The organism is Lentzea jiangxiensis (genome assembly GCF_900104175.1).
Taxonomy (GTDB): domain Bacteria; phylum Actinomycetota; class Actinomycetes; order Mycobacteriales; family Pseudonocardiaceae; genus Lentzea; species Lentzea jiangxiensis.
On record NZ_FNIX01000003.1, the window covers coordinates 376833 to 403297 of the forward strand.

Sequence of the window (26465 nt, forward strand, 5' to 3'; positions counted from 1 at the left end):
CGCTGACATGGCTGTGATCGACAAGACGGTCCGCAGGCACCGCTGGGACACGAAGTTCGCGCCGTACGGGTACGTGGCGCCGTACTTCCTGATCTTCGGTGTCTTCGGGCTGTTCCCCCTGCTCTACACGATCTGGGTCTCGCTGCAGGACCGCAACCTGCTCGAGTCCGACGCGGCGACCTTCGTGTGGTTCGACAACTACGCGGCGCTCATGGCGGACCCGTACTTCTGGAACGCCATGGGCAACACGCTGAGCCTGTGGCTGCTCACGACGGTTCCGCAGATCCTGTTCGCGCTGGTCATCGCGCAGCTGCTCAACCGCAAGGTCCGCACCCGCACGCTGTTCCGGATGGGCGTGATCCTGCCGAACATCACCTCGGTGGCGGCGGTGACGATCATCTTCGCGCAGCTGTTCGGCCGGGACTTCGGTCTGTTCAACTGGCTGCTCGGCCTGTTCGGCGCCGGGCAGATCGACTGGCAGGCGGGCACCGCCACCTCGCACATCGCGATCGCCGTGATGGTGGTGTGGCGCTGGACGGGCTACCACGCGCTGATCTTCCTGGCCTCCATGCAGGCGATCTCGCCGTCGCTGTACGAGGCGGCCACCCTGGACGGCGCGAACGGCCGCCAGCAGTTCTGGCGCATCACGGTCCCGTTGCTGCGGCCGCAGATCATCTTCACGACGATCATCGCGACCACCGGCAACATGCGGCTGCTCGCCGAGCCGCTGCTGTTCAACCCCGGCGCCGCGGCCGCGACCGGCGGCTCCGACCGGCAGTTCCAGACCGCGGCGCTGTACCTCTACGAGCAGGGCTTCACGAAGTACGACTTCGGCTACAGCTCGTCGATCGCGGTCGTGCTCGCCATCGCCACCGTCGTCGTCGCCGGGTTCGGCTACCTGGTGACCAAGCGGATCCGGACGGAGTGACCCCATGACCGCAGTGCTGGAACGCCCGGCGCCGGCGCCCCCGGCCGGCCCCTCGGCGAGGGCGCGCAGGCTGGCGAGGCGGGTGGCCGGGCCGTGGACCTACGCCGCCCTGATCGCGATCCTCGCCGGGTCGGCCTTCCCCGTGTACTGGTCGTTCGTGGTGTCCTCGCAGACACCGGACGCGATCGACAGCATGCCGCCGGTGCTGGTGCCGGGCGGCAACCTCTTCGCCAACATAGCGCGGGTCTTCGACACCACGGACTTCGCGCTGGCGCTGATGAACTCGATCTTCGTGTCGGGCACGGTGACCATCTCGGTGGTGCTGTTCTCGACGCTCGCGGGGTTCGCGTTCGCCAAGCTGAAGTTCCGCGGCCGCAACGTCCTGCTGCTGCTCATCATCGGCACCCAGGCCATCCCGACCGAGCTCGGCATCATCCCGCTCTACATGATGATGGCCGAGTTCGGCTGGGCCGGCGAGATCCACGCGGTGATCGTGCCGGGGCTCGTGACGGCGTTCGGCGTGTTCTTCATGCGCCAGTACTTCGAGCGCGCGATCCCGGACGAGCTGCTGGAGGCGGGCCGGATGGACGGCTGCCACTCGCTGCGGCTGTTCTGGCACGTCGCGCTGCCCGCGGCACGCCCGGCGGCCGCGGTGCTGGGCCTGTTCACGTTCATGCAGGCGTGGAACGACTTCTTCTGGCCGCTGGTGGTGCTCACGCCGGAGAACCCGACCGTGCAGACCGCCCTGTCCACTTTGGCCAGTGGGTACACCACCGACTACACGCTCGTGCTCACCGCCGCGACCATCGGCACGGTGCCCGTGCTGGCCGTGTTCCTGTTGTTCGGCCGCCAGATCGTCGGCGGCATCATGTCGGGCGCCGTCAAGGGCTGACCCCTCTCAGAGGAGACTGTTGTGAGTTTTCCGGCCGGCTTCCGCTGGGGTGTGGCGACCTCGGCCTATCAGATCGAAGGCGCGGCCAGCCTCGACGGCCGCGGCCCGTCCATCTGGGACACCTTCGCGGCGGTGCCCGGGGCGGTCGCGAACGGGGACACCGGTGACGTGGCGGCGGACCACTACCACCGCTGGGAGGAGGACCTGCGCCTGCTCAGCGACCTGGGCGTCGACGCGTACCGGTTCTCCGTCTCGTGGTCGCGGATCCTGCCGGAGGGCAGGGGACGCCTCGAGCAGCGCGGCCTCGACTTCTACCGCCGCCTCGTGGAGGGGCTGCTGAGCAGGGGGATCGAGCCGTTCCTCACCCTGTACCACTGGGACCTGCCGCAGGCGCTGGAGGACGAGGGCGGGTGGCGCAACCGCGACACCGCGCACCGGTTCGCCGACTACGCCGCGCTCGTGCACGAGGCGCTCGGCGACGTGGTCCGCAAGTGGACCACGCTGAACGAGCCGTACTGCTCCTCGATCGTCGGCTACGCCGAGGGCCGGCACGCTCCGGGCGCGCGGGAGGGCCACGGGGCGCTGGCGGCGGTGCACCACCTGCTGCTGGGCCACGGCCTCGCCGTCGGGGCGATGCGGGCGAACGGACTGGCCGAGCAGGAGTTCGGCATCGTGCTCAACCAGTCACCGGCCGTGCCGGTGACGGACTCCCCCGCCGACGTCGCCGCCGCGACCCGCCAGGACGTCCTGCTGCGCAGGCAGTTCACCGATCCGCTGTTCGGCGGGGCGTACCCGGAGGAGTCGCAGTCGGTGTTCGGCGACATCACCGACTTCTCGTTCCGGCAGGAGGACGACCTGGCGGTCATCGGGGAACCGCTCGACTACGTGGGCCTGAACTACTACTACCGGCTGCACGTGGCCGACGCGCCGCACCGGGAGCCGGACCCGGCCAAGCGCACCGCCCACGACATCGGCGTCGACACGACCCGGCTCCCGGACGTGCCGCGCACGGGCATGGGCTGGCCGGTGGAGCCGGTCGGCCTCACCACGGCGCTGACGGACCTCAAGCAGAGGCATCCCGGCCTGCCGCCCGTGTACGTCACGGAGAACGGCTGCGTCTACCCGGACGTGGAGGGCTTCCAGGACGACGACCGCATCTCCTTCCTGCGCGACCACATCGCGGCCGCCGAGGCGGCCGCGGAGGCGGGCGTGGACCTGCGCGGCTACTTCTGCTGGTCGCTGCTCGACAACTTCGAGTGGGCGCACGGCTACAAGCACAGGTTCGGCCTGGTCCACGTCGACTACGCCACGCAGGAACGCACCCCGCGCGCCAGCTACCACTGGTACCGCTCGTTCATCGGGGCTCGGTAGCGGGACAGCCGGGCGCAGGTGGTCGAGTCGTGGCGCGTGCCGAGGACGAAGGTCTTCGGCACGCGCCACGCGCCCGGCGGGTTCGCGGGCGGCTCGGTGACGTGCGACCGCGAGGCCGACGCGCTGCCCCACGGCTCGTCCCCGCCCAGCGGCACGCTGAAGGCCTCGCACCCGCCGCCGGGGGTCGTCCCGGCACGCCGCCCACGAGATCAGCGCCGGCGCCGCGTCCGCCTCGTGGCGGCGCAGGCCCCCTACCCGGCGGTTTCCACTTCGGTACGTCGGGTATGTACGTTTTCGTGACAGACCTGACTCTCGAATCCGCGGACCTGTTCGTCGAGGGCTACACCGCCGAGTTCCCCGACGACGACGAACCGGTCCTGCGCCGCGCCGACGGCAGCGAAGTGCTGACGTGGCAGGAGAACTACCCGTTCACCGAGCGGATGGGCCGTCCGGAGTACGAGCGGCAGAAGCGGCTGCTGCAGATCGAGCTGCTGAAACTGCAGTACTGGGTGACCGAGACCGGCCGGCGGCTCGTGATCCTGTTCGAGGGCAGGGACGCGGCCGGCAAGGGCGGCACGATCAAGCGGTTCACCGAGCACCTCGACCCCCGCGGCGCCCGCACCGTCGCCCTGGGCAAGCCCAGCGAGCGGGAACGCGGCGAGTGGTACTTCCAGCGCTACGTCCGCGAGCTGCCCACCGCGGGCGAGATCGTGCTGTTCGACCGCTCCTGGTACAACCGCGCCGGCGTCGAGCGCGTCATGGGCTACTGCACGCAGGAGGAGTACGACCGCTTCATGCGGCAGGTGCCGGAGTTCGAGCGCATGCTCGTCGACGACGGCGTCCTGCTGGTGAAGCTGTGGTTCTCCGTGTCCCGCAACGAGCAGCGCACCCGGTTCGTCATCCGGCAGATCGACCCGGTGCGGCAGTGGAAGCTCAGCCCCAACGACATCAAGTCGCTCGACCGCTGGGACGACTACACCGAGGCGAAGGTCGCGATGCTGCGCGCCACGGACACCGAGACCGCACCGTGGACCGTGGTCAAGAGCAACGACAAGAAGCGGGCCCGCATCGAGGCCATGCGCAGCATCTTGTCCCGCTTCGACTACGCCGACAAGGACGAGGAGGCGATCGGCACCCCGGACGTGCGCATCGTCGGGCCCGCGGCCACGTTGCTGGAGGAGGGCGAGGACGACACCGCCCTCAGCCCCACCCCGATCGCGCCCAGCGCGGAGGCTGGTCCCGGCCTGCACCCGTGACGGTTGCGGGGCCGGAGCTCACAGCCCGAACGCCCACCTCGGGGATGCGGCCGCAGACCGTGCCCGCATCCCGGCGTGAAACCGTTTCACTTCCCCGGCCGCCGCAGCCTCTCCGCGGCCAGCCGGCCGGAGATCAGCACCGGTGGGATGCCCACCCCTGGCGTCGTCCCGCTGCCCGCCAGCACGACGTTGCCCCGCCGGAACGGCAGGTTGGTAGGCCGGAACGGCCCCGTCTGGGCGAAGGTGTGCGCAGCCGAGAACGGCGTGCCGGCGGCCTGGCCGTCCCGTGCCCAGTCGTCGGGCGTCACCACGGCGAGCGGCTCGGCGTCGACGAGCAGCTTGCGCGCGGCCAGCTCCTCCATGATCTGCTCGGCGTACCGCTGCGCCATCGCGTCCCAGCGCAGCGGCGCGGCGTCGAGGTTCGGGCACGGTGCCAGCAGGTACTGGAGGTGCCTGCCCTCCGGGGCGAGCGCGGGATCGGTCAGCGACGGCGTCGTGAGCAGCAGTGACGGATCGCTCATCAGCTTGCCCTGCCGGACGATCTCGTCGAACGTGCTGTTCCACTTGTCACCGAACGAGATCGTGTGGTGCGCGAGGTCGTCCACCACCCGCCGGGCGCTCAGGTGCACGACCACCGCGGACGGCGACCACCGCAACGGCAGCACACGGCGTGGTTCACCGCGCAGCAGCCGCGTGCTCTGAGCGGGTCCGGTGGCGAGAACCACGGCGTCGCAGGGGATGCGCGACTCGGCCGTGCGCACCGCCGTGACGCGGGAGCCGGAGCGTTCGAGCTGCTCGACCTCCACCCCGTAGTGGAACGTCACGCCGGCCAGCGCGGCGGCGTCGGCCAACGCCTGCGGCATGGCGCGCATGCCGCCGCGCGGGAACCACACGCCCGCGATGGTGTCCATGTAGGCGATGACGGCGTAGGCGGCGAGGGCGTCTTTCGGTGCGACGCCCGCGTAGAGCGCCTGGAAGGTGAAGACGCGCCGGAGCCGTTCGTCCTTCAGGAACCGCCCGACCGCCTTGTCCAGCGAGCCGAACCCGCCGAGCCGGGTGAGCTCCACGAGGTCGCGGCCGACGAGGTCCAGCGGCGAGTCGAAGCTCGCGCCGATGAACCTGTCCTTCTCCACCTCGTAGAGCTTCGTCAGCCACTCCCGCAGCTCGCGGTAGCCCTGCGCCTCCCGGTCGCCCGCGAAGTCGCGGACCGCCTGCTCCATGCGGCCGGCGTCGGTGTGCACGTCGAGCGCGCTGCCGTCGGCGAACGTCGCGCGGTACGCCGGGTGCAGCGGCAGGAGCTCGAGGTGGTCCTCGCGCTTCTGCCCGACGGCGGCGAACGCGTCGTCCAGCAGCTCCGGCATGGTCAGCACGGTCGGACCCGTGTCGATCCGATGCCCGTCGACCTCGAGACGGCCCGCGAGACCGCCCGGATGCGGGTGCCGTTCGAGGACGGTCACCTCGTGGCCCGCACCACGCAGGTGCAGCGCCGCCGACAGTCCCGACAGGCCCGCGCCGACCACGACCACCCGGTCGGTGCGGCCTTTCACCACCTGAACCACTGCGTTCCTCTCGGTCAGGTCGTCCGCTGGACGGCCCGGTTGGCGAGGCGCACCAGTTCGCGGCGCGCCTCGTCGTCGATGACAGCACGGTCCAGCGCCGCCAGCCCGGAGGCCAGCAGCTTCTCGATGTGCTCCTCCACGGCGGCCACCGCGCCCAGCTCCACGAGCAGCGCGCGGACCTCGTCGACGGTCCGGTCGCTGACGCTGCTGCTCTCCAGGCACCGGCGAAGCAGCCGTTGCGCCGCGGGCAAGCCCTGCGCGCGGGAGAACGCGATGGCCATCAACGGCGTCCGCTTGCCCTCCCGCAGGTCCTCGCCCACCGGCTTGCCGGTGACCGAGGCGTCGCCGAAGACCCCCATCAGGTCGTCGCGGAGCTGGAAGGCCACACCGATGTCGTGGCCGTACGCGCGCAGGCAGTCGACGACGTCCGCGTCCGCGCCCGCGAGGGCCGCCCCGAGGTGCAGCGGGCGTTCGACGGTGTACGCCGCGGTCTTCAACGCCGCCACGCGCACCGCGGCCTCGAGCGACTCCTCGCGGCGGGCGACGGCCAGCAGGTCGAGGTGCTGCCCCATGATCATCTCGGTCCGCATGGCCTGCCACGGGCCCCAGGCGCGGCTCAGCACGTCGCTCGGCAGACCCGCTGTGACCAGGGCGTCGTCCGCCCAGGCCAGGGCGAGGTCACCAGCCAGGATCGCCGCCGAGTCGCCGTACTGGCGGGCGCTCGCGGCCCACCGCTCACGCCGGTGCTGCGCGGCGAACGACTCGTGCACGGACGGCCTGCCGCGCCTGGTCGCCGAACGGTCCATCACGTCGTCGTGCACGAGCGCGCAGCACTGCAGCAGTTCCAGCGCCACCATCGCCCGCACCACGGCATCGGCCGGTGGCGAACCCCCTGCCGCGCGCCAGCCCCACCACGCGAACGTCGGGCGGATCCTCTTGCCACCGGCCAGGACCAGCCCGCGCAGCTCGGCGGAGAGCTCCGGCGCCACGTCCTGCCTCGCGCGCAGGAAGTCGTACAGCGCCTCGTCGAGGAGGACGCGGAAGTCGTCCACCTGCGACGGGCGGGCGTCCACGCTGGTCAGCAGCGACATCGGCGTTCCCTCTGGAAGTAGTCGGGCCTTCGATGATCTGAGCTAAGCAGCGCGCCGGAGGATCTGCATGATGAGCCGCGCCGTTGTGCGGGGCACAACTCGGGGACTTAGTTTGGACACACCTTCTCCGCGAAAGGACCGCTTGATGTCGGCTGAACGCGAACTGGACGCCGCGGGCATCACCGCACCGGCGTTGCGCGACGCGTACCGGCGCTGCCGCGAGCTCAACGCACTGCACGGCCGGACCTATTACCTGGCAACGAGGTTGCTCAGCGCGGAGCAACGCCCCGCCGTGCACGCCCTGTACGGGTTCGCCCGCTGGGTGGACGACGTGGTCGACGACGTCCACAGTGGACCTGACGAGAAGGCGCAGGCCCTGGGCGCCATCGAGGTCCGCCTCCGGGACGCGTTCGAAGGCCGGGCGGGAGACGACCCGGTGCTGTCGGCGTTGATCGACACCGTGCACCGCTACGACATCCCCGTCCAGCACTTCCACGACTTCATGGCGTCGATGCGGATGGATCTCACCGTCACCGACTACCCCACGTTCGGCGACCTCGAACGGTACGTGCACGGATCCGCGGCGGTCATCGGCCTGCAGGTGCTCCCCGTGCTCGGGACCAGCACGTCCCGGGAGGAGGCCGAGCCCGCCGCGGCGGCGCTGGGCGTCGCCTTCCAGCTCACGAACTTCATCCGCGACGTCGGCGAGGACCTCGACCGCAACCGCGTCTACCTGCCCGCCGACGAGCTCGCCGAGTTCGGCGTGGACCGCGAGCGCCTGCTGCACGCCCGCGCGTCCGGCAAGGCGGACCGGCAGGTCAGGGCCGCGCTGCGCGACCAGGTGCGGCGGACCCGGCGGATCTACGAGCAGGCGTGGCCGGGCATCGGCATGCTCGCACCGCGCTCCCGGCCGTGCGTGCTCACCGCCTACCGGCTCTACAGGCGGATCCTCGACCTCGTCGAGGACGCGGACTGCGACGTGCTGTCGCGCCGCGTCGTCGTCTCCAACGGCAGGCGGCTCGCGGTCGCCCTGCCCGCGCTCGCCAGGGCGGTGTTCGCCCGTGCCGCCTGAGAAGAAGTCGATCCGTGACCGGATCCCGCTGCGGATCTACTCGAGCCCGCCGTGGCGCGAGCAGAGGCCGACGTGGCAGGACGCGAAGCCGGCGCTGATCGAGGCGGCGCTCAAGCGCGCCACCGCGCGCCCGTCCGGCAACTGGTACGTCGCGGGCGCGAGCAGCGACGTCGTGAAGGGCAAGCCCTGCGGCCGCACGATCGCGGGTCAGGAGGTCGTGCTCTGGCGCGGGCCGCACGGCGTGCTCATGGCCGGTTCCGGCTCGTGCCCGCACCTCGGCGCACCTCTGTGCGACGGCGCGGTGGCCGAGGGCAAGCTGATCTGCCGCTGGCACGGGCTCGCGCTCGACGGCACGCGGTTCGGCGCGTGGACGCCGTTCCCGGCGCACGACGACGGCGTTCTGGTGTGGGTGCGCCTCGACGAGGTGGGCGGCGAGGACCCCCTGGACGCCCCCGTGCTGCCGGAGCGTCCGCCGGCCGGGTCGATCGACGCGGTGGCCACGCTGATCGGCCGGTGCGACCCCGAGGACGTGGTCGCGAACCGGCTCGACCCGTGGCACGGCGCGTGGTTCCACCCGTACTCGTTCGCGAACCTGCACGTCCTGGAGACCCCCACCGAGACCGAGGACCGGTTCCTGGTGGAGGTCACGTTCCGGCTCGCCGGACGGGTGGGAGTGCCGGTCATCGCCGCGTTCACCTGCCCGGAGCCGCGCACGATCGTGATGCACATCGTCGAGGGCGAGGGCCGGGGCAGCGTGGTCGAGACCCACGCGACCCCGATCCGCGAGGGCCGCACCGCCGTGGTGGAGGCGACCATCGCGCATTCGGACCGGCCGGGGTTCGCGCTGGCCAGGCCGGCGGCGGGCGCGCTGCGGCCGGTCATGAGGTGGGCGGCCGCCCGGCTGTGGCGCGACGACCTCGACTACGCCGAACGCCGGTACGCACTGCGCCGGGCAGGGCGGTTCCCCGACTGACTTGCGTCGTTTCCCAGTCGATGCTCGAGCTGTCCCGCCTTCCTCAGCCGGTCGCCGAGTCGTGGGACTGGCGGCTCGCCGGTCTCCGCCGGAGGATGGACAACGCCTGCTTCTTCCACGAGCCCACCGGAGCCGCGCGCGATCAGCGCGAGACTGCGGCGAAGGCCATCTGCCAGCGCTGCCCGGTCGTGGGAAAATGTCGCTCGCACGCGCTGGAGGTGCACGAGACCTCCGGCATCCGGGGCGGACTGGGTGAGGGTGAGTTGAGGGCGATGCTCGCGGAACGCGCGCGCAGGACGTGACGTACACGCCGCGCGCGGTGGCGGGGATGCTGGGCATCGCCCCCACCACGCTGAGAACCTGGGACCAGCGCTACGGGCTGGGCCCCTCCATCCGCACGGAAGGCGGCCACCGCCGCTACGAGGACGCGGATGTCGAGGTGCTGCGCAGGATGGTCGTCCTGACCGCGCAGGGCGTGTCGGCGGCGGCCGCCGCCGTGCTGGCGCGCCAGGAGCCGGTCGCGCCGTCCGACGGCCCGCGCACGCCGATCACCCCTGAGGAAGCGGTGGTGGCTCAGCGGGGGTTCCTCGCCGCCGCGAACCGGCTCGACGAGCCGATGATGGCCGACCTCGCCTCGAAGCTCATCACCGGCCACGGCGTCGTGTCGGCGTGGGAGGACGTGTTCGTCCCGGCGCTGGTGGAACTGGGCGACCAGGTCGTCCGCACCGGGCAGGGCGTCGAGGTCGAACACCTCGCCAGCGGGAGCGTGCTGCACGCCCTGCGCGCCGTCCCCCGCACGGGCAGTCCCGGCGTGCTCGCCGCCCTGCTGTCGTGCGCGCCCGAGGAGCAGCACTGGCTGCCCCTGGAGGCGTTGGGGGCGGCGCTGTCCGAAGAGGGCTGCCTGTGGGGCAACCTCGGCGCGCGCGTCCCCGCCGAGGCGTTGTGCGACGCGGTGACCCGCCTGCGGCCCACCGTCGTGCTGGTGTGGGCGCACCGGCCCGACCTGGCGCGGCGCGTGCCGCTGGAGCGGCTCGGCACCGGGTCGGACCCGGTGGTCGCGGTGGCCGGCGCCGGCTGGGAGGGCGTGCCGCTGCCGTCGTTCGTGCACCGCCCCAGGACCCTGACCGAGGCGATCGAACTGGTCCTGGACCGCGTGCGCGGCTAGGGCCTGGGTCGAGGTCCATGTTCGCGATAGCCGGGCCTGAGGTGGCCCCCCAGGTCACGGTCGTCGTGCGTCGTGCAGAAGTGCGGCCCGAGCTGGTCACCGAAGAGCAGCAGCGTCACCGCGCACCGCGCAGGTCGGCGAGCACGGCGCGGGCCGCCCGTCGTCCCGAGTGCAGCGCCCCCTGGATCGAGCTGGTGTCGCGGTGGTCACCGCACACGTACCGCCGATCGCCCGCGCGCACGGACTGCTTCAACCTGCGCGGCGCGGTCATGGCCGGGATCGCGCGCGGGACGTCGTAGCGCCGCAGCACCTCCCACCGGCTGGTGTCCGTGCCGTACAGGCGGTTCAGGTGCCGGCGGACGTCCTGTTCACCGGCCTCGCCGACCACGGAGGCCTGCACCAGCGGGGCGTGCGGCGAGTACGGGCGCGACACCTCCGACATCACGGCGGTGTTCACGACCGGGCCGCCGCCGGCGTCGACGACCAGGCAGCCGTCCCGCAGCGGGGAGCGCGGTGGGCGGAAGTACCACGTGGTGACGCCGTTCCAGAGCGGGTCGACGAGGCCGGGCAGCAGGTGCGCCGCGGTCGTGCCGTCCGTCGCGACCACCACGGCGTCGGCGGTGACCCGTCCACCGTCCTCGAGGTCCACGCCGTTGTCGTGCACTGCCCGCACCGGGGTCTCCAGCTGCACCACGCCCCTCGGCAGGCGTTCCGCCATCGTCTTGGGCAGCTCCCCCATCCCCAGCGCGGGCACCGCCGCGCCGCCACGGGCGAAGCTGCGCCACACCAGGTGGAAGAACCGCGACGACGTCGTCAGCTCCCGTTCCAGGAACACCCCGGACAGGAACGGGCGGAACACCGCCTCGACCCCGCGGTCCGACACCCCCAGCTCCCGCAACGCCTCCCGGGTCGTGCGGTCGGGCGCGCCGAGCAACGGCCGGACCGGGCCGAAGGCGTCCGGCACCGAGAAGCGCGCCACCGCGGCCACGTCCCGCGCGCTCAGGACGTGCTGGCGCAGGAACCCGTCCCACGCCGCGGGTCCGCTGCGCGGGTCGGCGAGCAGGTCGTGCCTGCCGTTGTCGTGCACGAACGCGCCCGGCCGGAAGTGCCGCAGCGGGAACGGGTCCAGCTCCAGCCGTTCCAGCTCGGGGTAGCCGGGCAGCAGGATCTGGAAGCCCCGGTCGAACCGCACGCCGTCCTCGACGTCGGTCCGCACGCGGCCACCCACCTCGTCCGAGGCCTCCAGCACGGTGACCTCGAAGCCCGCCGCGGTCAGCTCCAGGGCGGCGTTCAGTCCGGCGAGACCGGCTCCCACGACGACGATCACAGCGTCCTCCAGCGACGGGCCGCCGAGCGCAGCAACGGCACCCGGCCCTCGGTCGGCACGCTCCACAGGTCGGTGCCGGCGACGCCCCAGCCGCTCAGCAGGTGGTTCGCGGCGGCGAAACCCGTGGTGGCGGCGCGTTCCATGAGCGCGACCGGCAGGTCGACGCGCACGAGGTCGCCCGCGACCACCAGGTGGTCGTCCGGTGTGGTCACCCCCGGCCTGCCCGCGTACCCACCGGCCGGGAACAGCGGGCAGTCCTCGCGCAGTTCGTGCCGTTCGTCGACGATCCCCGCCTGCTTGGTCTCCGGGTAGACCTCGGTGAGCTGGTGCCACAGCCGGGCCCGCGCGGACTGCTCGTCCACGTCGGACGGCAGCGCGTAGCCGTGCAGCTCCACGACGGACCCGCCGGTCCGGGCGGCCCAGGCCCGTGCCTCGTGCTCGTAGTGGTCGAGGACGCTGATGTTGTCGAGCAGGTCGTGGCCGCCGGTGCCGAGGAAGCCGGGCCGGTCGGGGTCGACCGGGGTGTCCAGCCAGTAGCGCGACACGAGGAACCGCGGCGCGGTGCGGAGCTCGCCGATCTTCTCGCGCCACGCGGCGTCGCCGAGCGAGGGCGAGCCGCCGACGAGCGCCCGCAGACCGGGGACGTCGGCGGCGAGCACGACGGCGTCCGCCTCGATCGCGCCGCCGCCGATGGTGACGGAGAACCGCTTCCTCTCGCCCGGCAGCACCGAGCGGACCTCGACGCCCGTGCACACCGTGGTGCCCAGCGACGTGAGGTGGCGCCGCAGCGGTTCCCACAGCCCGTGCGGGAACGGGTCGGCGGCCACGTCGAACAGCAGCCCCTCGGCCGAGCCGAGGAAGTAGATGTGGAACATCACCGCGAGCTCGGCGGCCGACATCCTGGTCGGGTGCGCGAAGAAGCTGCGGGAGAACACCTCGAAGGCGAGGGCGTGCGCGGCCTCGGGGAAGCGGATCCGCTCCAGGTACGTGGCGGCGTCGATGCCGTCGAGCTCCTCGTACACCCTCGGCACGGACACGTCGAGCAACGAGAGCGCGGTCCTCGCGTTGATGCCGGGCAGGTCGCGCCATCGGAAGGTGGGACTGCTGCGCAGGAAGGCGAGCGCGTTCCACGGCACGGTCGTCGGCAGGTCCGCGAAGCCGTCCCGGTGGCCGGAGGCGTGCTGCAGCGGGTAGTCCGGCATGCCGGCCAGAGCCCGGCCCGCCGGGTCGACGCGCCGCAGCAACGCCCGCAGGTTGTAGTACTGCCGGAAGAAGGCGTGGAAGCCGCGGGTCATGGTGACCTCGCTGCCGTCGGCGAGCCGGGTGCTCCAGCCGCCGACGCGCCCGCCGAGGTACTTCTCCCGTTCGCACAGCACCACCCTGGCGCCGCGTTCGGCCAGCAGCGTCGCGGCGGACAGCCCGGCGATGCCACCGCCCACCACGGCGACCACGGGCGCGTCCCCGCCGAACTGCGCACGCCCGGCCGGCGCCGGGATGCGCACCGCCTTGCGATCCCTCACCGCTGCTCCTGTTCCGGCACGTGCCCGCGGAAGGTGTGCACCACACCGAGCTGCAAGCCGGGCAGGGGTGCGCTGCGCACGCCGTTGAAACCGTTGCGCCGCAACCGGTCGCGCAACGCGGACGCGCCGTCGAAGTCCATCACGCTGCGCCACAGGTAGGTGTAGAGCGAGCGGTCCCCGGTCGCGAGCCAGCCCGCGGGGACGATGAACCCGCACAGCGCCGTCCACACCGCCGTGCTGAGCAGCGAGTCGCGCACCGAGTACTCGTGCAGCACCAGCGTTCCGCCGGGCTTCAGCATCGAGCCGATCTTGCGCAGCGCCGGGTCCGGGTCCGGCAGGTTGCGCACGAGGTAGGCGGCGAAGACCGCGTCGAACCGGCCCTCGTCGACGTCCTCGGCACGGCTGTGCACGAACCTGACCGTCCGGGGCCAGCGCTTCCGCCGTGCCCGCTCGAGCATGCCCTCCGACGCGTCCACGGCCACGATCTCCACGCCCGGCGCGGCGGCGACCAGGGCGGCCGTCGAGGCGCCCGTGCCGCACCCCAGGTCGAGCGCCCGCATGCCGGGCTTCAGGCCGAGCGCCATCGCCGAGCGGCGCAGCGCCTGGTGGTAGCCGGGGTTGAGCCCGACGAGGAAGTCGTAGCCGCGAGCGGCGCGGTCGAACTTCCCCGGTACCTCAAGCTTGTTCACGTGCCAGCCTTCCCCGTTCCCACAACAACAACACGGCGGTGACCATCGCGAACCCGTAGAGGAAGTCCTCCACCGGGATGTCCCACGGCACCCGCACCCCGGTGATCGCCCAGTCCGCGTAGAGCACGATCGGCGCGTCGAGCTTCGTCAGCCATCCGTCCACCGGGACCTGGAAGCCGAGCACGACCGCCATCGTGACCCAGTAGGCGGGCCGCTTGAACAAACCGGTGCGCAACAGGCAGAACTCGAGCAGCAGCACCACCACGACCGCCGCGGTGGCGGCGAGCGAGTACTCCTCAACCATTGCGCGACCAACGTTCCGAATGGCCGCGCACGGCCTCATACGTCAGCACCGCGCACAACGGGATCGCCACGAAGAACAGGATTTCCTCGACCGGCAGCACCCCACCGATCAGCACCCCGGTCGTGGCCTCGGGGTGGAAGTGCCAGTGCCCGCGCAGGATCGCGGCGACGTCCCAGACCGCGAGCACGAGCAGCACCGGCGCGATGGCACGCGCCAGGTCCGGGACGCGCCGGTACACGCCGCGCCCCATCCACTCCAGCGGCACCGTGATGAGCACGCACACGCCCAGCACCGCCAGGTACTCGTACTGGCTTCGCATCGCCGACCTCCTGTGACGACCGTATGGGCGGCGCGGCGACTCTGCACAACGGACGCGAGCACTTTCGTGTTCGCCTGAAACCGCGCGGGAAGTCCAGCACGACACGGGCTGTGGCGCCGGCGGTGTCGCGGTGCGCGAGGTGCCCGGCACCGGGCACGACCCGGTGCCGGACCAGCGGACGCGATGATGCCGGAATGGTCGTGCTCGCCGTGGCCGACCAGCGTCGGCACCCGCCGCTTCGGCGCGAGCAGCAGCAGGGGCACGGACAACCGCCACGCGATCATCGTCAGCGCGTCGAGCCGGGGCGGTGCCTCGATCGCCGCTGCCTCGCCGGTGCAGCCGCTCGGGGAGGATCCGATCGGCACAGCCGCCGGCGCACCGACCTCGTCGGGCACCCCGGCAGGTCGCGGGAGGCCTTCGTCAGGTCGCCGTCCTCGCTGCTGCGTGGCCGGGCAGGCCCCGCGTGACCGTGCGGTACCCGGCGTCCACGAAAAACGGAACCGGCGGGTCGAAGCTGCGGTGGTCGTCCGAGGTCCCGTGCGTGAACACGACCACCGCGCGCGGGAGGAGTTGCCTCACCGACTCGCCCGGAACCACATGGTGTCGTCAGCTCATCTCCGCCTTCGAGATCGCGTAGTAAGCGTCGACCGTGTCGCCGTCGATGCCCACGTACGCGTCGATCCACGCCGCCGCGGCGCGCACCAGCGCCAGCAAGACGTCGAACTGCTCTTCCTCTCCCAGCGCTCCCAGCACGAACGCGACCCGTCCGTCGTCCCCGGCCGCGAGCCCGCTCAACACCTCCGAAGCCCGCGCACGGGCTTCCTCTCCCCGCGCCGCCGAACCGTCCACCGCGATCCGCACGCCGGCGCCGAGCGAGCCGCGGGGAACTCCCCGCAGCAGGATCGCCGCACACGTGTCGATCGCGACGACCTTCGTCTGCTCCTCCGCCGCCAGACACCGGACGACCTCGACCGACCACGGGTGATCCCGCCTGTTGACCGCTCCCACAGCGGCCAGCGTCAGTTCCCTGGCCTGCACTTCGTCGAGCCGGTGCATCGACTCCCGCCTCCTCCGCGTCGACCCCGACCGGACTGCGCCCCCGCACGCTTTCTGTATTGCTACAACCAACTCGGACATGGTCAAACGATCCGGTGCGCGTTGCAGGCCAACCGGGCAGCAGTTCACCCGTCCGAAGCAGCGCCAGTCAGGGATACATAGTTCCAGATGGCGTTATCATCGGGATGTTCTTGCCACTTGACTGAGTGGGGATGCGTTGGCGACTCGCCACCTGTACCTGGTGCGGCACGGCGCGGCGGACCCGTTCGGCGAGCTCACCGCGACCGGTGCTCGCCAGGCGCACCTGCTGGGCGACCGCCTCGCCCGGCTGCCGATCGACGCGGTGTGGCACTCCCCGCTCCCCCGCGCCGCGCGGACCGCCGGGATCCTGGGCGAGCACCTGCCGGGCGTCCCCGTGAGCGAGGCGGCGGAACTGGTGGACCACGTGCCGCACGTCCCGGAGAACCCGCCATCCGCGTGGGCCGGCTTCTTCGACGGCTACGACGCCGCGGAGGCCGCCGCCGGCGCCCGTCTGGCCGAGGCCTTGGTCGACCGGTTCGCCCGCCCCGCGCCGTCCGAGACCCACGAGGTCCTGGTGACCCACGCCTACCAGGTGGCGTGGCTGGTGCGGCACGCCCTGGACGCGCCACCGGACCGCTGGCTGGCCATGAGCTGCGGCAACACCGCTCTCACCGTGATCCAGCACCGCGCGGGCACCCCTGCGGCGTTGCTGCTCCACAACGACATGGGCCACCTGCCGGCCGACCTGCGCTGGACGGGCTTCCGGCCGGGACCCCACCCCTAGCTCCGCGGTCGTCCGGGCCGTCCGGGCCGTCCGGGTCGGGTGGGTCGGGTGGGTTCGGTGCCGCTGCCGGCGTCCGGTCTTCGGATGGCTGTCGCGGAACCGCACCGGGGCCGGTCCTGCTGATCGCGTCATGACACCAAGGGCGGCGTTCGACCGGAGTGCACGCTCAGCGCCGGAGCGCCCGGTAGCGCTTGAGCAGGGCGGTGATCCGCGCGGGGTCGGCGGCGCCGTTCAGCTCGGCGAGCAGGTCGTCGGGGCACAGCTCGTAGTGGTCGCCCCACCACCGCCGCACCTTGGTGTCCCAGACCCGGTACCCGCCGGGCACGCCCCTCGCCACGTACCGCCGCTTCGCCAACCAGCTCTCCCCGTTCCGCCCTACGCCACAGGATCGCACCGGACAGCAGATGGTGTGCCGCGTCGGGCTGGACGTCGGCGACGGCCGCGGCTACCGCGAACGAGCCCTGCGGGACAGGCTCCGGGGGTCGCGCTGCCCACGCCACACCCAGACCACCAGGCCCGCGAAGACGCTCGCACACACGGCGGCGCCGAGCACGACCACCGGCACCGACGACCACGTCACCCCGGCGATCACGACCAGCAAGCCGCAGAGGAACGCGGCCACCGCGCCGGCCAGGAGCAGGGTCCTGCGGGAGAGGAACACGAAGACCGACGGCTTCGCCAGTTTCGCGGCGAACTCGGGATCCTCTTCGAACAAGCGCTGCTCGATCTGCTCGAGCTCGCGCTTCTCGCGGTCTGCCAGCGCCATCACGAACCTCCTCGTCCGTCGTGCTCCGTCCGCCGCCGGTTCCGGCGCCCGGGAGGAGCGCCGGAACCGCGGTTGCTCAGCTCACTCCTCGCCGAAGGCGAAGTCCTCGCCCTCGTCGAACACCTCGTCCACGACCTCTCCCAGCACCATGCCACCGACGACCCCTGCCGCGCCCGCGGCGACCACGCCACCGATGCCGGGACCGCTGCGGTGGCCGTGGTGGCCGTGGTGGTCGTATCCGTGGTGACCGCCATATCCGGGCTGGTGGCCGAACGCCGGGTTGCCCCCGAACGCGGGGGTGGCGTGGCCGCGCTGCGCGACCTGGGCCAGCCAGCCGTTGACGGCCGAGGCCCAGTCGGTGCCCTGCGCCTCCTGGTGCGAAACCCGGAAGTGCCCGAACGCGTCACCGCCCGACGAGAACATCCCGCCGCGCTTGTCGGCCTCCAGGATCACGTACAGCTCGTGCGGGTTCGCCACGAAGGTCAGCTCGACCTGGCTGACCGAGCCCGCGAACTGCGCGGGCGGGAAGAACTCGATCTCCTGGTAGAAACCGAGCTCCTGCGGCACGCCGTGCAGGCGCCCCGCCTCGACGTCGGCGCTGCGGAACGAGAAGCCGAGCTGGCCGAAGGCGTTGAGCACCGCGTCCTGCGACGGCAGCGGGTGCACCTGGATCGGGTCCAGGTCGCCCTTGTCCGGCGCGCCCGCGATGACCAGTTCCGTGCGGACGCCGACGGTCATGCCCGGCAGCTGGCCGCCGCCGACCGCGGTGATCGGCGTCTCCCACGGGATCGGCAGCTGGAACGGGATCGCGACCAGCTGACCGGCCGGGACCCGCACGCCCTGCTGCACGACCGTGCGGAAGAACTCGGAGACACCACCGAACTCGTGGTCACCGTGCTCCACCTCGACGCGGGTGACCAGTGACAGCACGACCTGGCCGATCTCGGCGTCCGCGCTGCCGCCCTGGATGCGCACCTGCCCGGTGACCAGCTGGCCAGGGACGGCGTGCGGCGAGTCCAGCACCGTGTCGACGGACGGTCCGCCAACGCCGAACGCGCTGAGCATCCGCTTGAACAAGTCTCCTCCTGCGGGACTGGGGGTGGATCAGTTCTGGCGCACCGCAACGCGCGGTGCGTCGGTCTCGTCGTCGAAGTCGCCGATCAGCTCTTCGAGCAGGTCTTCCAGCGCCGCGAGGCCGACGACGCGCTCGTCGCCGGACACGAGGGCGAGCTGGGCGCGGTCGGCCTTCATCGCGGTGACGGCCGCGGCGACCGGCATCCCGGCCTCCAGGGTGAGGACCGGGCCCATCAACGTGCGGGCGTCCGGGTCCTCGCCCCGCGCCGTCGCGCGCATGGCCTCGCGGATGTGCACCAGGCCGACATAACGGCCGTGCCGGTCGGTCACGGGGAACCGCGACCGTCCACAGGCGAGGCTGCGGCGCTCGATCTCGCGGGCCGTGGTGTTCTCGGCGACGGTCGAGGCCTCCTGCACCGGCACCATGACCTCGCGCAGCGTCGTCTTCTGCACCTGCAGCATGCGCGTCAGCAGCCGCTGCTGGTTCTCCGGGATCAGCCCGTGCTCGCCCGACTGCCGCACCAGCAGGCGCAGGTCCTCCGGCCGGTGCGCCTGCGCCAGCTCGTTCTGCGGCTCGACCTTCATCAGGCGCAGCAGGGCGTTCGTCGTGTTGTTGAGTCCACTGAGGACCCAACGGACCGAGTGCGCGAACGCGCGGAACGGCAGCGCCAGCATCAGCGCGGACCGCTCGGGGTCCGAGATCGCCCACGACTTCGGCGCCATCTCCCCGACGACCATGTGCAGGAACACCACCAGCACCAGGCTGGTCGTGAACGCGATGCCGTAGGCGAGGGCGTCCGGCAGGCCGACCGCGGTCAGCAGCGGCTCGAACAGGTCGGCGACGGCGGGCTTGGCCAGCGCGCCGAGGCCGAGCGTGCACAGCGTGATGCCGAGCTGGGCGCCCGCGAGCATCAGCGACAGCTCGCGCACCCCCGCCACGGCGGCCCGCGCCGCGCGGGACGTCTCGGCCTCCTGCTCCAGCCGGTGCCGCTTCGCCGCGATCAACGCGAACTCGGCGGCGACGAAGAAGGCGTTGAGCGCCAGCAGGACGAACGAGATCGCGAGTGACATCCCGATGCTCATCGGACCTCCTCCCGAACCCGTGTCGTCAGGACGACCGTGTCCGGCACGTTGCGCGCCACGGCGGTGACCAGCACCGTCACCCCGTCCACGTCGACCTCGTCGTTCATCTCCGCGGTGCGGCCGAGCTGGTGCAGCACGAGACCCGACACGGTGTCGTACGCGTCGTCTTCCGGCAATGCGATCCCGGTCGCGTCCTCGACCTCGTCCAGCCGCATGCGGCCGGGCACCCGCCACCGGGCGTCGTCGAGGCGCTCGATGATGTCCTCGACCAGGTCGTCCTCGTCTTGGATCTCCCCGACGAGCTCTTCCGCGAGGTCCTCCAGCGAGATGATCCCGGCGAAGCCGCCGAACTCGTCGAGCACGCAGGCGAGCTGGCGGCGTTCGGTGCGCAGCCTCTCCAGGACGGCCGGCAGCGGCAGCGTCGCGGGAACGACGAGCGCGGGCGCCGCGACGGCGCCGATGGGGGTGGTGGGCCGCTGCTCGGGCGTGAGGGTGAGGACCTCGGCCAGGCCCACGACACCGCGGATGTCGTCCAGGTCGTCGCCGACCACGGGGAAGCGCGAGTGGCCGGTGTCGAGCAGCTCCACCACGCGGGAGGCGGGCTCGTCCGCGCGCACCGAGTGCACGTTCACCCGTGGCGTCATCGCCTGTTCGGCCGCCAGCTCGCGGAAGCCGAGGCCGCGGTCGAGCAGCTGGGCGAGCTCGGGGTCCAGGTGGCCCTGCTCCCCCGCGTCGCCGACGATCTGCTTGAGGTCCTCCGGCGTGGCGCCCTGGGGCAGCTCCTCCACCGGTTCGACGCCGATCGAGCGCAGCAGCCTGGTGGCCGCCGCGTCGAACAGGCGGATGACCGGGCCGGCGATCTTGAGGTAGAGCAGCGTCGACGAGCTCAGCCACTTCGCCAGGGCCTCGGGCTTCGCGATCGCGAGGTTCTTCGGCAGCAGCTCGCCCAGCACCATCTGCACGACGGTCGCGAAGATCAGCGCCACGGCCATCGCCAGCGGCACGCCGAACGACTCGGGCAGGCCCAGCAGGTTCGCGAGCCCCGTGCCCAGCAGGGGCTCGGCGACGTACCCGACCAGCAGGGCGGTGACGGTGATGCCGAACTGGGCACCGGAGAGCATGAACGACAGCTTCTGCGTCACGCGCAGCGCCCGTTCGGCGGCTCCGTCCCCCGCTTCGGACATCTGCCGCAACCGGCCCCGGTCGACTGCCATGTAGGCGAACTCCTGGGCGACGAAATACCCCGTGGCGGCGGTCAGCGCCACGATCGCCAGCAAGCCGGAAAAGATCAACACGGCGTGCTCACCACTTCGAGCCGGGTTCGCCCCGGCCCACTACTACAGCCGTCCACGTCGGCATCATCAGGCATACCCCTACAGTAACACGTAGCACTGTACGGTTCTGGAAGCAGGTGCAGGTGGGCGCAGCAGTGACGTCGGCAGATCCACCTGTTTCAACGTCCGGAAGCCCACGAAGTTCCCGCAACGACATCACGGCGGCGCTGACGGTCCGGAAAACCGCCTCACGGTGGTCCTCGTTTCGGGTCCGCCGACCCCGCGGACCCTCCGGACACCTTGCCGCCGTGGCGCTTCAGCTCACGTTTTGGTTTGAAACGTCATGGGCATCCCCGTCACAACGTTGACGCAGGACGTTCGATGACAGGAAGAGGACATCATGGGCGCCGATGACAAGTTCGAGGCCAAGAGCGACCAGTTCACGGGCAAGGTCAAGGAAGGCGTCGGCGACGTCACGAACGACGAGGGTCTGCGCTCCGAGGGCAAGGCGGAGCAGGCCAAGGGCCACCTGAAGGAAGCGGTGGAGAAGGTCAAGGACGCCTTCAAGTAGCACTCGCTCCCGAGCGAGAAACGACGGAAGCCCCGCGAATGCGGGGCTTCCGTCGTTTCGGCCGAGCTTCCTCGCGGGCGCCGACGAGTCGAACTCGCGACCTTCACCCGGTCCTCAGTGGACCGGACGCCTCCTGGAAGAGCCCGGTGTAGGCGGGCCGGACCGCGCCGGCCACCGGAGCGGACCGGAATCCGGCGTCCACGTGCGGATGGCTGAAGAGTCCCTGCGCCGGCAGAGCGGACAGCGGCTGCGTGCGAACAGGCACCTGAGCGCGGTCGCCGGTGCGGCCGCTGTCCGCACCCGAGCGCGTGATGTGCTGGATCTGCAAAGTGTCGACTTCCTGTTCCGAGCGAGGTGGTGGATCCGCTTCTTCGCGAAGGGACCCTGCGCCCCTTCTCCGGCCTCGGTCTTACCGGCCGTCGGATCGCGCGCACCGGGATGCCCGTTGTCGCAGGAGGTCAATCCTCCGGTCTCGCCCGATTTCGACGGACGGACCGCACACGCCGTCGCGGCAGGTCAGGTGCGGTTGTCGCCCGGTGCGCCGAACGCGGCGAGCGACACCGGTTGCCACTCGCGCCACGTCCGCAGGCGTTCCTGGTAGAGCTCCTCGATCACGGGGAACACGCGTCCCAGGAGCAGCCTGCGGGGCGGGTGCTCCGCGTCGACCAGGGCGAGGACCGCCGGTGCCGTCGCGGCGGCCTCCCCGATCTCGAACTCCACGGCGTTCCCAGCGCGGGCCCGCGCGTAGTCCGGCGACTCGGCGCTGCGGCGCGATCCCCGGTCGAGCCAGTCGGTCGCGTACGGACCGGGCTCGACGCAGGTGACGTGGACGCCGAACCCCTCGACCTCCTGCCACAGCGCTTCGGAAAGGCCTTCGAGCGCCCACTTCGAGGCGTGGTAGGCCCCGATTCCGGGGTAGGCGCGCACGCCGCCCTCGCTGGTCACCTGCAGCAGGTGCCCGCCGCCCTGGCGCCGCAGGACGGGCAGCACCGCCTGCGTGACCCAGACGGCGCCGAAGAAGTTGGTCTCCATCTGCTGCCGCAGCTCACGTTCCGAGAGTTCCTCGACCATGCCGAAGTGGCCGTAGCCCGCGTTGTTGACCACGACGTCGATGCGCCCGAAGTGACCGGCCGCGCGGTCGACCGCCGCGAAGACGCCCTCCCGGTCGGTGACGTCGAGTTCCAGCGCCAGCACGGTGCCGGGGAAGCGCCCCTCCAGGTCCCGCAGCTTCTCGGGGTCGCGGGCGGTGGCCACCACGCGGTCACCCCGTTCCAGCGCGGCCTCCGTCCACAGGCGACCGAAGCCGGTCGACGTTCCGGTGACGAACCAGACTTTGCTCATGAACCGAGTCTCGACGCCGGACCGGCATGCCACCAGAGAAAGTCGATCAACGCAGGTATTCCATGCTGGCATACCGAGGTCCTGACATACTCGGCTCGTGCTCGACGTCCACCCGCAACTGCTGCGCGCTCTGCGGGCCGTGGTGGAGACCGGTTCGCTCACCGCGGCCTCCGAGCGCCTCGGGTTCACGCAGTCGGCGTTGTCCAAGCAGATCGCCGCGCTCGAAGCCGCCACCGGCACGCGGCTGTTCGACCGGGGACCTCGCGGGGTCGAGCCGACGGCGGCGGGCAGCCGGCTGGCGGTGCGCGCGGCGGTGATCCTCGACCAGTACGAGGTCGCCCACCGCGAGCTCGAAGACCTCCCAGCACCGCTCGGCGGCCGGATCGCGCTGGGCGGGTTCCCGACCACGGCCCTGCGCCTGGTGCCCCGCGCGATCGCCCGCGTGCGCGCCGACCACCCCTCGGTCGAGGTCGAGTTCCTGGAGTCGTCGACGCCGGTGCAGATCCGGCGGTTGCGGGCCGGGCGGGTGGACCTGGCGATCCTCGCTTCCGGGGAGGACCTGCCGGGCTGGGACCTCACCGGCGTCGAGGTCGAACCGCTGCTCTCCGGCGCGTTGCTGCTCGCGGTGGGACGCCGGCACCGTCTCGCCGGTGCGCGGCGGGTGCCCGTGGCGGAGCTCGCCGGGGAGGGGTGGGTCGTCGGCAGGGGAGCACGCGGGGAACCGCAGTTCGGCGCCTGGCCCACGGTGGCGCAGCCGCGGGTGGTGGCCGAGCTCGGTGACTGGTCGGCCCGGTTCGGGTTCGTCGCCGCCGGGCTCGGGATCACGACGATCCCCGGTCTCGCCGCCGCCGCGCTGCCCGACGGGGTCGTCTGCGTGGAGGTGGACGACCCGGGGTGGGCGGGGCGCTCGATGGGCCTCGCGTGGATCGGGAGCCTCACCGCTCCGGCCGCTGCTGTCCGCGCCGCGCTGGTCGAGGAAGCACGGCTCATCGCCGAGCGTCGTCAGCCGTGACTCTCATCGAACGGCCCCACGGCACACGCCCTACAGCGCGATGAGCCGTGCGGTCTCCTCTCCCCTGCGGAACGGGAACGTGTGCGCGCCGCCGACGACCTCCGACCGCGCGTCCCGTGCCGCGGCGGCGAGGCGGTCGACCCACGGCTGGGGGGCGAACGCGTCGTGCTCGCCGCGTGCCAGCAGCACCGGGCAGCGGACCTCCGTGATGACGTCCTCCGGCGCGTCGTGCTGGGCCGACCGGATGAAGCGCGTGATCTCCGCCGGTCCGCCGCGCAGGTAGTCGGGCACCGTCGCGGGCACCAGTGCGGGCGACTCGTGCAGGAAGTTGCGCACGAACGCGCGGACCAGCTCTTTCACGCCGCGTTGTTCCGGCGGGAAGGTCGGTCCGAGCAGCACCAGCGACCGCACGAGGTCCGGTCGCGCCGCGGCGACGTGCAACGCGGCCTGGGCACCCGTCGAGTGCCCGACGAGGACCACCGGAGCGCGCGGCACCTCGTCGATCCAGCCGCACACCGCCTCGGCGACGGTGCCGATCCCGGCCGGGCACACCCGCGCCGCCCGGTGCCCGAAGCCCGGCACGTCGAGCAGGTGCGCCGTGGTCCTGCCGCCGCAGGCGTCGAGGGTGTCGACCAGGTAGCCCAGCGCCCCGAGGCCGGGCACGAGGACGACGTCCGGCTCGTCGCCGTGCCGCCGTCCCGCCCGCAGGCTGCGGAACCCGCGCCCGCCGACCCGATCCCACCGCTCGCGCACGTCTCGCCGACGGTCCGGCATGCGGCCTCCCTTCGTCCCGCTGGAACTACCGCGGTGAGGGCCGCCGGAAACGTGGTGGCGCCGGCTGCGAGCGGGCTCACGAAAGAGATCGATTGGCCGCGCGCCCGCCGGGTACACGGCCGTCATGGCAACAGATGACTCGAACCCGGGAGACGACCTGGCGTCCTACACGCCACCGCACGACACCGGCTCCCCCGACTCCGTCGAAACGGACCCCGCCGCCCTGAACAGCGCGGAGGACCTGGACGAGGACCGTCTCCGGCTCGACCCGCTCGAGGCGGGCATGGACCCGCCCGAGCGGTGGAGCGGCGTCGACAAGTACGGCATGACGCCGTACGAGCAGGCGCACGCCCGTCCGCTGGACGAACGCCTCGCCGAGGAGCAGCCCGACGTGCCCGTCGCACCGCAACCGCTGGACGAGGAGGTGCTGGCGGAGGCCGCGGGGCGCGGGCAGCTCGCCGACGAACCGGGCGGCTCGGTCGCCAGCACGGTGCGCACCCCCGACGAGCCGATCTGAGCCCGGCCGAAGCCGGAGCGGGTGTCGCGCGGTGGCCCGGTCACCGCGCGGCCGCGCAGCGGGTGGTGCTCGTCCCGCGGTGAGCCCGCGACCGTCATCCCGCCGTCGGAAGGGGCCTCTCCCGCGGCACGTGCAGCGGCAGCAGGGTGACCATGGCGGTGGCGCGCAGCACGCGTGCCACCGCCTCGCTGGCCACGACGCTGATCGGCACGCGCCGCTCGAGCCCCAGCTCGCGGATCCCGGCCAGCGCGGTGATGCCGGACGACCCGAAGAACGTGACCTCCGACAGGTCCAGCACGACCTCCTCGGCGCCCGCGGCCACCGCCCGCGCACAACGCCGTTCCAGCTCGTCGCAGTTCGACAGGTCCACCTCGGCGAACGACTTCACCTCGACGACGCCGTGAGGTGAACGGGTGCGCGCCTCGCCGACCTCGACCAGTCGCAGCAACGCTTCGACACCGCCGTCGCGGTGCGCCCGGCGCTGGCGGTCGGCACCGCAGCCGTCGCGGTCCAGCACGCGCAACCCCCTCCGCACCGAAGGCAGGTCGCCGTTGGCCTCCAGCACGGGCGTCAGCCGCGAGACCAGGTCGTCCAGCTGCCGGCGCAGCGGGACCAGCCGGCCGGACAGCACGTCGAGCGCCCCGCCCGCGAGGCCGTCCCTGGCCGCCCGCCAGCAGGCCTGGCGCAACGTCTCGGCGGGAACGGGCACGGGCGGCACGCCACGGCGGATGTCCGCCACGGCCTGGGTCACGAGAGCGCGGACCAGCGCCGCGAGCAGCACCACGTCGTCGATGCCGGCGGCGACGTCCGCGACCCGCACCTCCACCGTCGGCCACCGCGCGGAAGGCCGCACGTCCCAGTAGACCATCGACGGGTCCAGGGCCGTGCCGGCGCTGAGCATCGTGTCGCAAAGGGACTCGTAGTGCTGCCACGAGGCGAACACCGGTGGCGGTCCCGAAACCGGCCACCGCGACCACACCATCGACCGCCAGCTCGCGAACCCGGTGTCCGCGCCGCCGGAGAAGGGCGAGTTCGCGGTGACCGCGCCCAGCACCGGCAACCAGGGCCGCACGTGGTTGCAGACCAGCACCGCGGTCTCCCGGTCGGGCACCGCGACGTGCACGTGGCACCCGCAGATCAGCTGCTGGCCCGCGAGCACCCCGAACTCCCGCGCGATGCGCCGGTACCGCACGCCGTCCGTGATCGTCCCCGTCGTGTCCCCGAACGGCGGCGCACCCACCGCGATCGCCCGGCACCCGGCCTCCCGCGCGGCCAGCGCGACCGTCCGCCGCAGGTCCAGCAGCTCGCGGCGCACCTGGTCCGCGTCGCGGCAGACCGAGGTCTTGACCTCGACCTGGGTGCCGGTCAGCTCGTAGTCCAGGGCGAGCCCGAACACCTGCCGCGCGACGGCGACGACCTCGTCCGCCCGGTTCACCGCCACACCGGTCACCGGGTCCACGAGGAGGAACTCCTCCTCCACGCCGACCGTCGGACCGGACACCGAAATCGCTTCTTCCACGCCCCACCGCCCTGCTCGCGACACTGCGCCGGCGCGCTGCTCGACCGGTGAACGCCTCCCCCGCCGAGGCAGGAGGACACCGGGCGATTACCCCTGCCCTTCAACGCAAAACGCATCCGGGTCCACAGAGAACTCGTCGTGCGCCGGGTGGAGCCGGACGGGCGCCGGCCTCCTCACGGCCCCTTTCCAGCGGCCGGTCCGGAGCGC

At 72.2% G+C, this 26465-nt stretch carries 30 protein-coding genes; 12 read left to right on the forward strand and 18 right to left on the reverse strand.

Annotated elements, in window-relative coordinates; all coding sequences use genetic code 11:
- Positions 1-7: 7 nt before the first annotated feature.
- Genes BLQ91_RS12650 through BLQ91_RS12660 form a run of 3 tightly spaced genes read left to right on the forward strand, consistent with a single transcriptional unit; the run spans position 8 to position 3191 of the window.
- On the forward strand, positions 8-928 hold the full coding sequence (locus BLQ91_RS12650) for a carbohydrate ABC transporter permease (RefSeq protein ID WP_090096988.1): 921 nt from the start codon (positions 8-10) through the stop codon (positions 926-928).
- Positions 929-932: 4 nt separating this feature from the next.
- A complete protein-coding gene (locus BLQ91_RS12655; RefSeq protein WP_090096989.1) occupies positions 933-1820 on the forward strand; it encodes a carbohydrate ABC transporter permease in 888 nt (295 codons plus the stop codon).
- A gap of 21 nt (positions 1821-1841) precedes the next feature.
- On the forward strand, positions 1842-3191 hold the full coding sequence (locus tag BLQ91_RS12660) for a GH1 family beta-glucosidase (RefSeq protein ID WP_090096990.1): 1350 nt from the start codon (positions 1842-1844) through the stop codon (positions 3189-3191).
- Here the strand turns inward: BLQ91_RS12660 and BLQ91_RS12665 are convergent.
- Positions 3155-3346: a hypothetical protein gene (locus BLQ91_RS12665; protein WP_090096991.1), complete on the reverse strand. Its 192-nt coding sequence runs from the start codon at positions 3344-3346 to the stop codon at positions 3155-3157. The genes BLQ91_RS12660 and BLQ91_RS12665 overlap by 37 nt on opposite strands.
- A gap of 141 nt (positions 3347-3487) precedes the next feature.
- Here BLQ91_RS12665 and ppk2 point away from each other — a divergent pair, with 141 nt between their 5' ends.
- Positions 3488-4447 carry a polyphosphate kinase 2 gene (gene ppk2, locus BLQ91_RS12670; protein ID WP_245733367.1) on the forward strand — a complete coding sequence of 320 codons (960 nt, stop codon included), beginning with the start codon at positions 3488-3490 and terminating at the stop codon, positions 4445-4447.
- Between the two features lie 86 nt (positions 4448-4533).
- Here ppk2 and crtI read toward each other — a convergent pair whose 3' ends face one another.
- Together crtI and BLQ91_RS12680 are read right to left on the reverse strand one after the other, a co-directional pair.
- Positions 4534-5994 carry a phytoene desaturase family protein gene (crtI, locus tag BLQ91_RS12675; protein WP_425412464.1) on the reverse strand — a complete coding sequence of 487 codons (1461 nt, stop codon included), beginning with the start codon at positions 5992-5994 and terminating at the stop codon, positions 4534-4536.
- Between the two features lie 26 nt (positions 5995-6020).
- Entirely contained in the window at positions 6021-7097 is a 1077-nt protein-coding gene (locus tag BLQ91_RS12680; protein ID WP_176959711.1) for a polyprenyl synthetase family protein, read from the reverse strand.
- Between the two features lie 145 nt (positions 7098-7242).
- Between BLQ91_RS12680 and BLQ91_RS12685 the strand changes: the two genes are divergently transcribed.
- Genes BLQ91_RS12685 through BLQ91_RS12700 form a run of 4 tightly spaced genes read left to right on the forward strand, consistent with a single transcriptional unit; the run spans position 7243 to position 10307 of the window.
- Entirely contained in the window at positions 7243-8169 is a 927-nt protein-coding gene (locus BLQ91_RS12685) for a phytoene/squalene synthase family protein (protein ID WP_090096994.1), read from the forward strand.
- On the forward strand, positions 8159-9142 hold the full coding sequence (locus BLQ91_RS12690) for a Rieske (2Fe-2S) protein (RefSeq protein ID WP_425412465.1): 984 nt from the start codon (positions 8159-8161) through the stop codon (positions 9140-9142). Before BLQ91_RS12685 ends, BLQ91_RS12690 begins: the two co-directional genes overlap by 11 nt.
- A 20-nt stretch (positions 9143-9162) precedes the next feature.
- Positions 9163-9444, forward strand: a complete 282-nt coding sequence (locus BLQ91_RS12695; RefSeq protein WP_090096995.1) for a WhiB family transcriptional regulator — start codon at positions 9163-9165, stop codon at positions 9442-9444.
- Positions 9441-10307: a MerR family transcriptional regulator gene (locus tag BLQ91_RS12700; protein ID WP_090096996.1), complete on the forward strand. Its 867-nt coding sequence runs from the start codon at positions 9441-9443 to the stop codon at positions 10305-10307. The genes BLQ91_RS12695 and BLQ91_RS12700 overlap by 4 nt, the downstream gene beginning before the upstream one ends.
- Before the next feature lie 115 nt (positions 10308-10422).
- On the opposite strand, the gene BLQ91_RS12705 is transcribed toward BLQ91_RS12700, so the two are convergent.
- The 6 genes from BLQ91_RS12705 to BLQ91_RS12730 form a co-directional block, all read right to left on the reverse strand.
- On the reverse strand, positions 10423-11634 hold the full coding sequence (locus BLQ91_RS12705) for an NAD(P)/FAD-dependent oxidoreductase (protein WP_245733368.1): 1212 nt from the start codon (positions 11632-11634) through the stop codon (positions 10423-10425).
- Entirely contained in the window at positions 11631-13154 is a 1524-nt protein-coding gene (locus BLQ91_RS12710) for an FAD-dependent oxidoreductase (RefSeq protein WP_090096997.1), read from the reverse strand. The genes BLQ91_RS12705 and BLQ91_RS12710 overlap by 4 nt, the downstream gene beginning before the upstream one ends.
- Positions 13151-13843, reverse strand: a complete 693-nt coding sequence (locus BLQ91_RS12715) for a class I SAM-dependent methyltransferase (RefSeq protein WP_090096998.1) — start codon at positions 13841-13843, stop codon at positions 13151-13153. The genes BLQ91_RS12710 and BLQ91_RS12715 overlap by 4 nt, the downstream gene beginning before the upstream one ends.
- Positions 13830-14147, reverse strand: a complete 318-nt coding sequence (locus BLQ91_RS12720) for a lycopene cyclase domain-containing protein (RefSeq protein WP_090096999.1) — start codon at positions 14145-14147, stop codon at positions 13830-13832. The genes BLQ91_RS12715 and BLQ91_RS12720 overlap by 14 nt, the downstream gene beginning before the upstream one ends.
- Positions 14140-14466 (reverse strand): lycopene cyclase domain-containing protein, encoded by a 327-nt coding sequence (locus tag BLQ91_RS12725; protein ID WP_090097000.1) that lies wholly within the window; start codon positions 14464-14466, stop codon positions 14140-14142. Before BLQ91_RS12725 ends, BLQ91_RS12720 begins: the two co-directional genes overlap by 8 nt.
- Positions 14467-15072: 606 nt before the next feature.
- The gene (locus BLQ91_RS12730) at positions 15073-15522 is read right to left on the reverse strand and encodes a hypothetical protein (protein ID WP_090097001.1); all 450 of its coding nucleotides are present in this window, start codon (positions 15520-15522) and stop codon (positions 15073-15075) included.
- 217 nt (positions 15523-15739) lie between these two features.
- On the opposite strand from BLQ91_RS12730, the gene BLQ91_RS12735 reads away from it, so the two are divergent.
- Positions 15740-16327, forward strand: a complete 588-nt coding sequence (locus tag BLQ91_RS12735) for a histidine phosphatase family protein (protein ID WP_090097002.1) — start codon at positions 15740-15742, stop codon at positions 16325-16327.
- A gap of 166 nt (positions 16328-16493) precedes the next feature.
- Here BLQ91_RS12735 and BLQ91_RS12740 read toward each other — a convergent pair whose 3' ends face one another.
- The 5 genes from BLQ91_RS12740 to BLQ91_RS12760 form a co-directional block, all read right to left on the reverse strand.
- Positions 16494-16682, reverse strand: a complete 189-nt coding sequence (locus BLQ91_RS12740; protein ID WP_090097003.1) for a hypothetical protein — start codon at positions 16680-16682, stop codon at positions 16494-16496.
- A 90-nt stretch (positions 16683-16772) separates the two neighbouring features.
- Entirely contained in the window at positions 16773-17093 is a 321-nt protein-coding gene (locus BLQ91_RS12745) for a DUF3040 domain-containing protein (protein WP_090097004.1), read from the reverse strand.
- Between the two features lie 81 nt (positions 17094-17174).
- Entirely contained in the window at positions 17175-18170 is a 996-nt protein-coding gene (locus BLQ91_RS12750) for a sporulation protein (protein WP_090097005.1), read from the reverse strand.
- Positions 18171-18197: 27 nt separating this feature from the next.
- Positions 18198-19250: a hemolysin family protein gene (locus tag BLQ91_RS12755; protein WP_090097006.1), complete on the reverse strand. Its 1053-nt coding sequence runs from the start codon at positions 19248-19250 to the stop codon at positions 18198-18200.
- Positions 19247-20545 (reverse strand): hemolysin family protein, encoded by a 1299-nt coding sequence (locus tag BLQ91_RS12760; protein WP_090097007.1) that lies wholly within the window; start codon positions 20543-20545, stop codon positions 19247-19249. Before BLQ91_RS12760 ends, BLQ91_RS12755 begins: the two co-directional genes overlap by 4 nt.
- Positions 20546-20924: 379 nt before the next feature.
- Between BLQ91_RS12760 and BLQ91_RS12765 the strand changes: the two genes are divergently transcribed.
- Positions 20925-21095 (forward strand): CsbD family protein, encoded by a 171-nt coding sequence (locus tag BLQ91_RS12765; protein ID WP_090097008.1) that lies wholly within the window; start codon positions 20925-20927, stop codon positions 21093-21095.
- A 103-nt stretch (positions 21096-21198) separates the two neighbouring features.
- Here BLQ91_RS12765 and BLQ91_RS12770 read toward each other — a convergent pair whose 3' ends face one another.
- Positions 21199-21423: a hypothetical protein gene (locus BLQ91_RS12770; protein WP_090097009.1), complete on the reverse strand. Its 225-nt coding sequence runs from the start codon at positions 21421-21423 to the stop codon at positions 21199-21201.
- A 188-nt stretch (positions 21424-21611) separates the two neighbouring features.
- A complete protein-coding gene (locus BLQ91_RS12775) occupies positions 21612-22436 on the reverse strand; it encodes an SDR family NAD(P)-dependent oxidoreductase (RefSeq protein ID WP_090097234.1) in 825 nt (274 codons plus the stop codon).
- A gap of 97 nt (positions 22437-22533) precedes the next feature.
- On the opposite strand from BLQ91_RS12775, the gene BLQ91_RS12780 reads away from it, so the two are divergent.
- On the forward strand, positions 22534-23448 hold the full coding sequence (locus BLQ91_RS12780; RefSeq protein ID WP_090097010.1) for a LysR family transcriptional regulator: 915 nt from the start codon (positions 22534-22536) through the stop codon (positions 23446-23448).
- A 30-nt stretch (positions 23449-23478) separates the two neighbouring features.
- On the opposite strand, the gene BLQ91_RS12785 is transcribed toward BLQ91_RS12780, so the two are convergent.
- Positions 23479-24222, reverse strand: coding sequence for an alpha/beta fold hydrolase (locus BLQ91_RS12785; RefSeq protein ID WP_176959712.1), 744 nt, complete (start codon positions 24220-24222; stop codon positions 23479-23481).
- Between the two features lie 124 nt (positions 24223-24346).
- Here BLQ91_RS12785 and BLQ91_RS12790 point away from each other — a divergent pair, with 124 nt between their 5' ends.
- Positions 24347-24739: a hypothetical protein gene (locus tag BLQ91_RS12790; RefSeq protein ID WP_090097012.1), complete on the forward strand. Its 393-nt coding sequence runs from the start codon at positions 24347-24349 to the stop codon at positions 24737-24739.
- Between the two features lie 94 nt (positions 24740-24833).
- Here BLQ91_RS12790 and BLQ91_RS12795 read toward each other — a convergent pair whose 3' ends face one another.
- The gene (locus BLQ91_RS12795) at positions 24834-26240 is read right to left on the reverse strand and encodes a glutamate--cysteine ligase (RefSeq protein WP_245733369.1); all 1407 of its coding nucleotides are present in this window, start codon (positions 26238-26240) and stop codon (positions 24834-24836) included.
- Positions 26241-26465 lie beyond the last annotated feature (225 nt).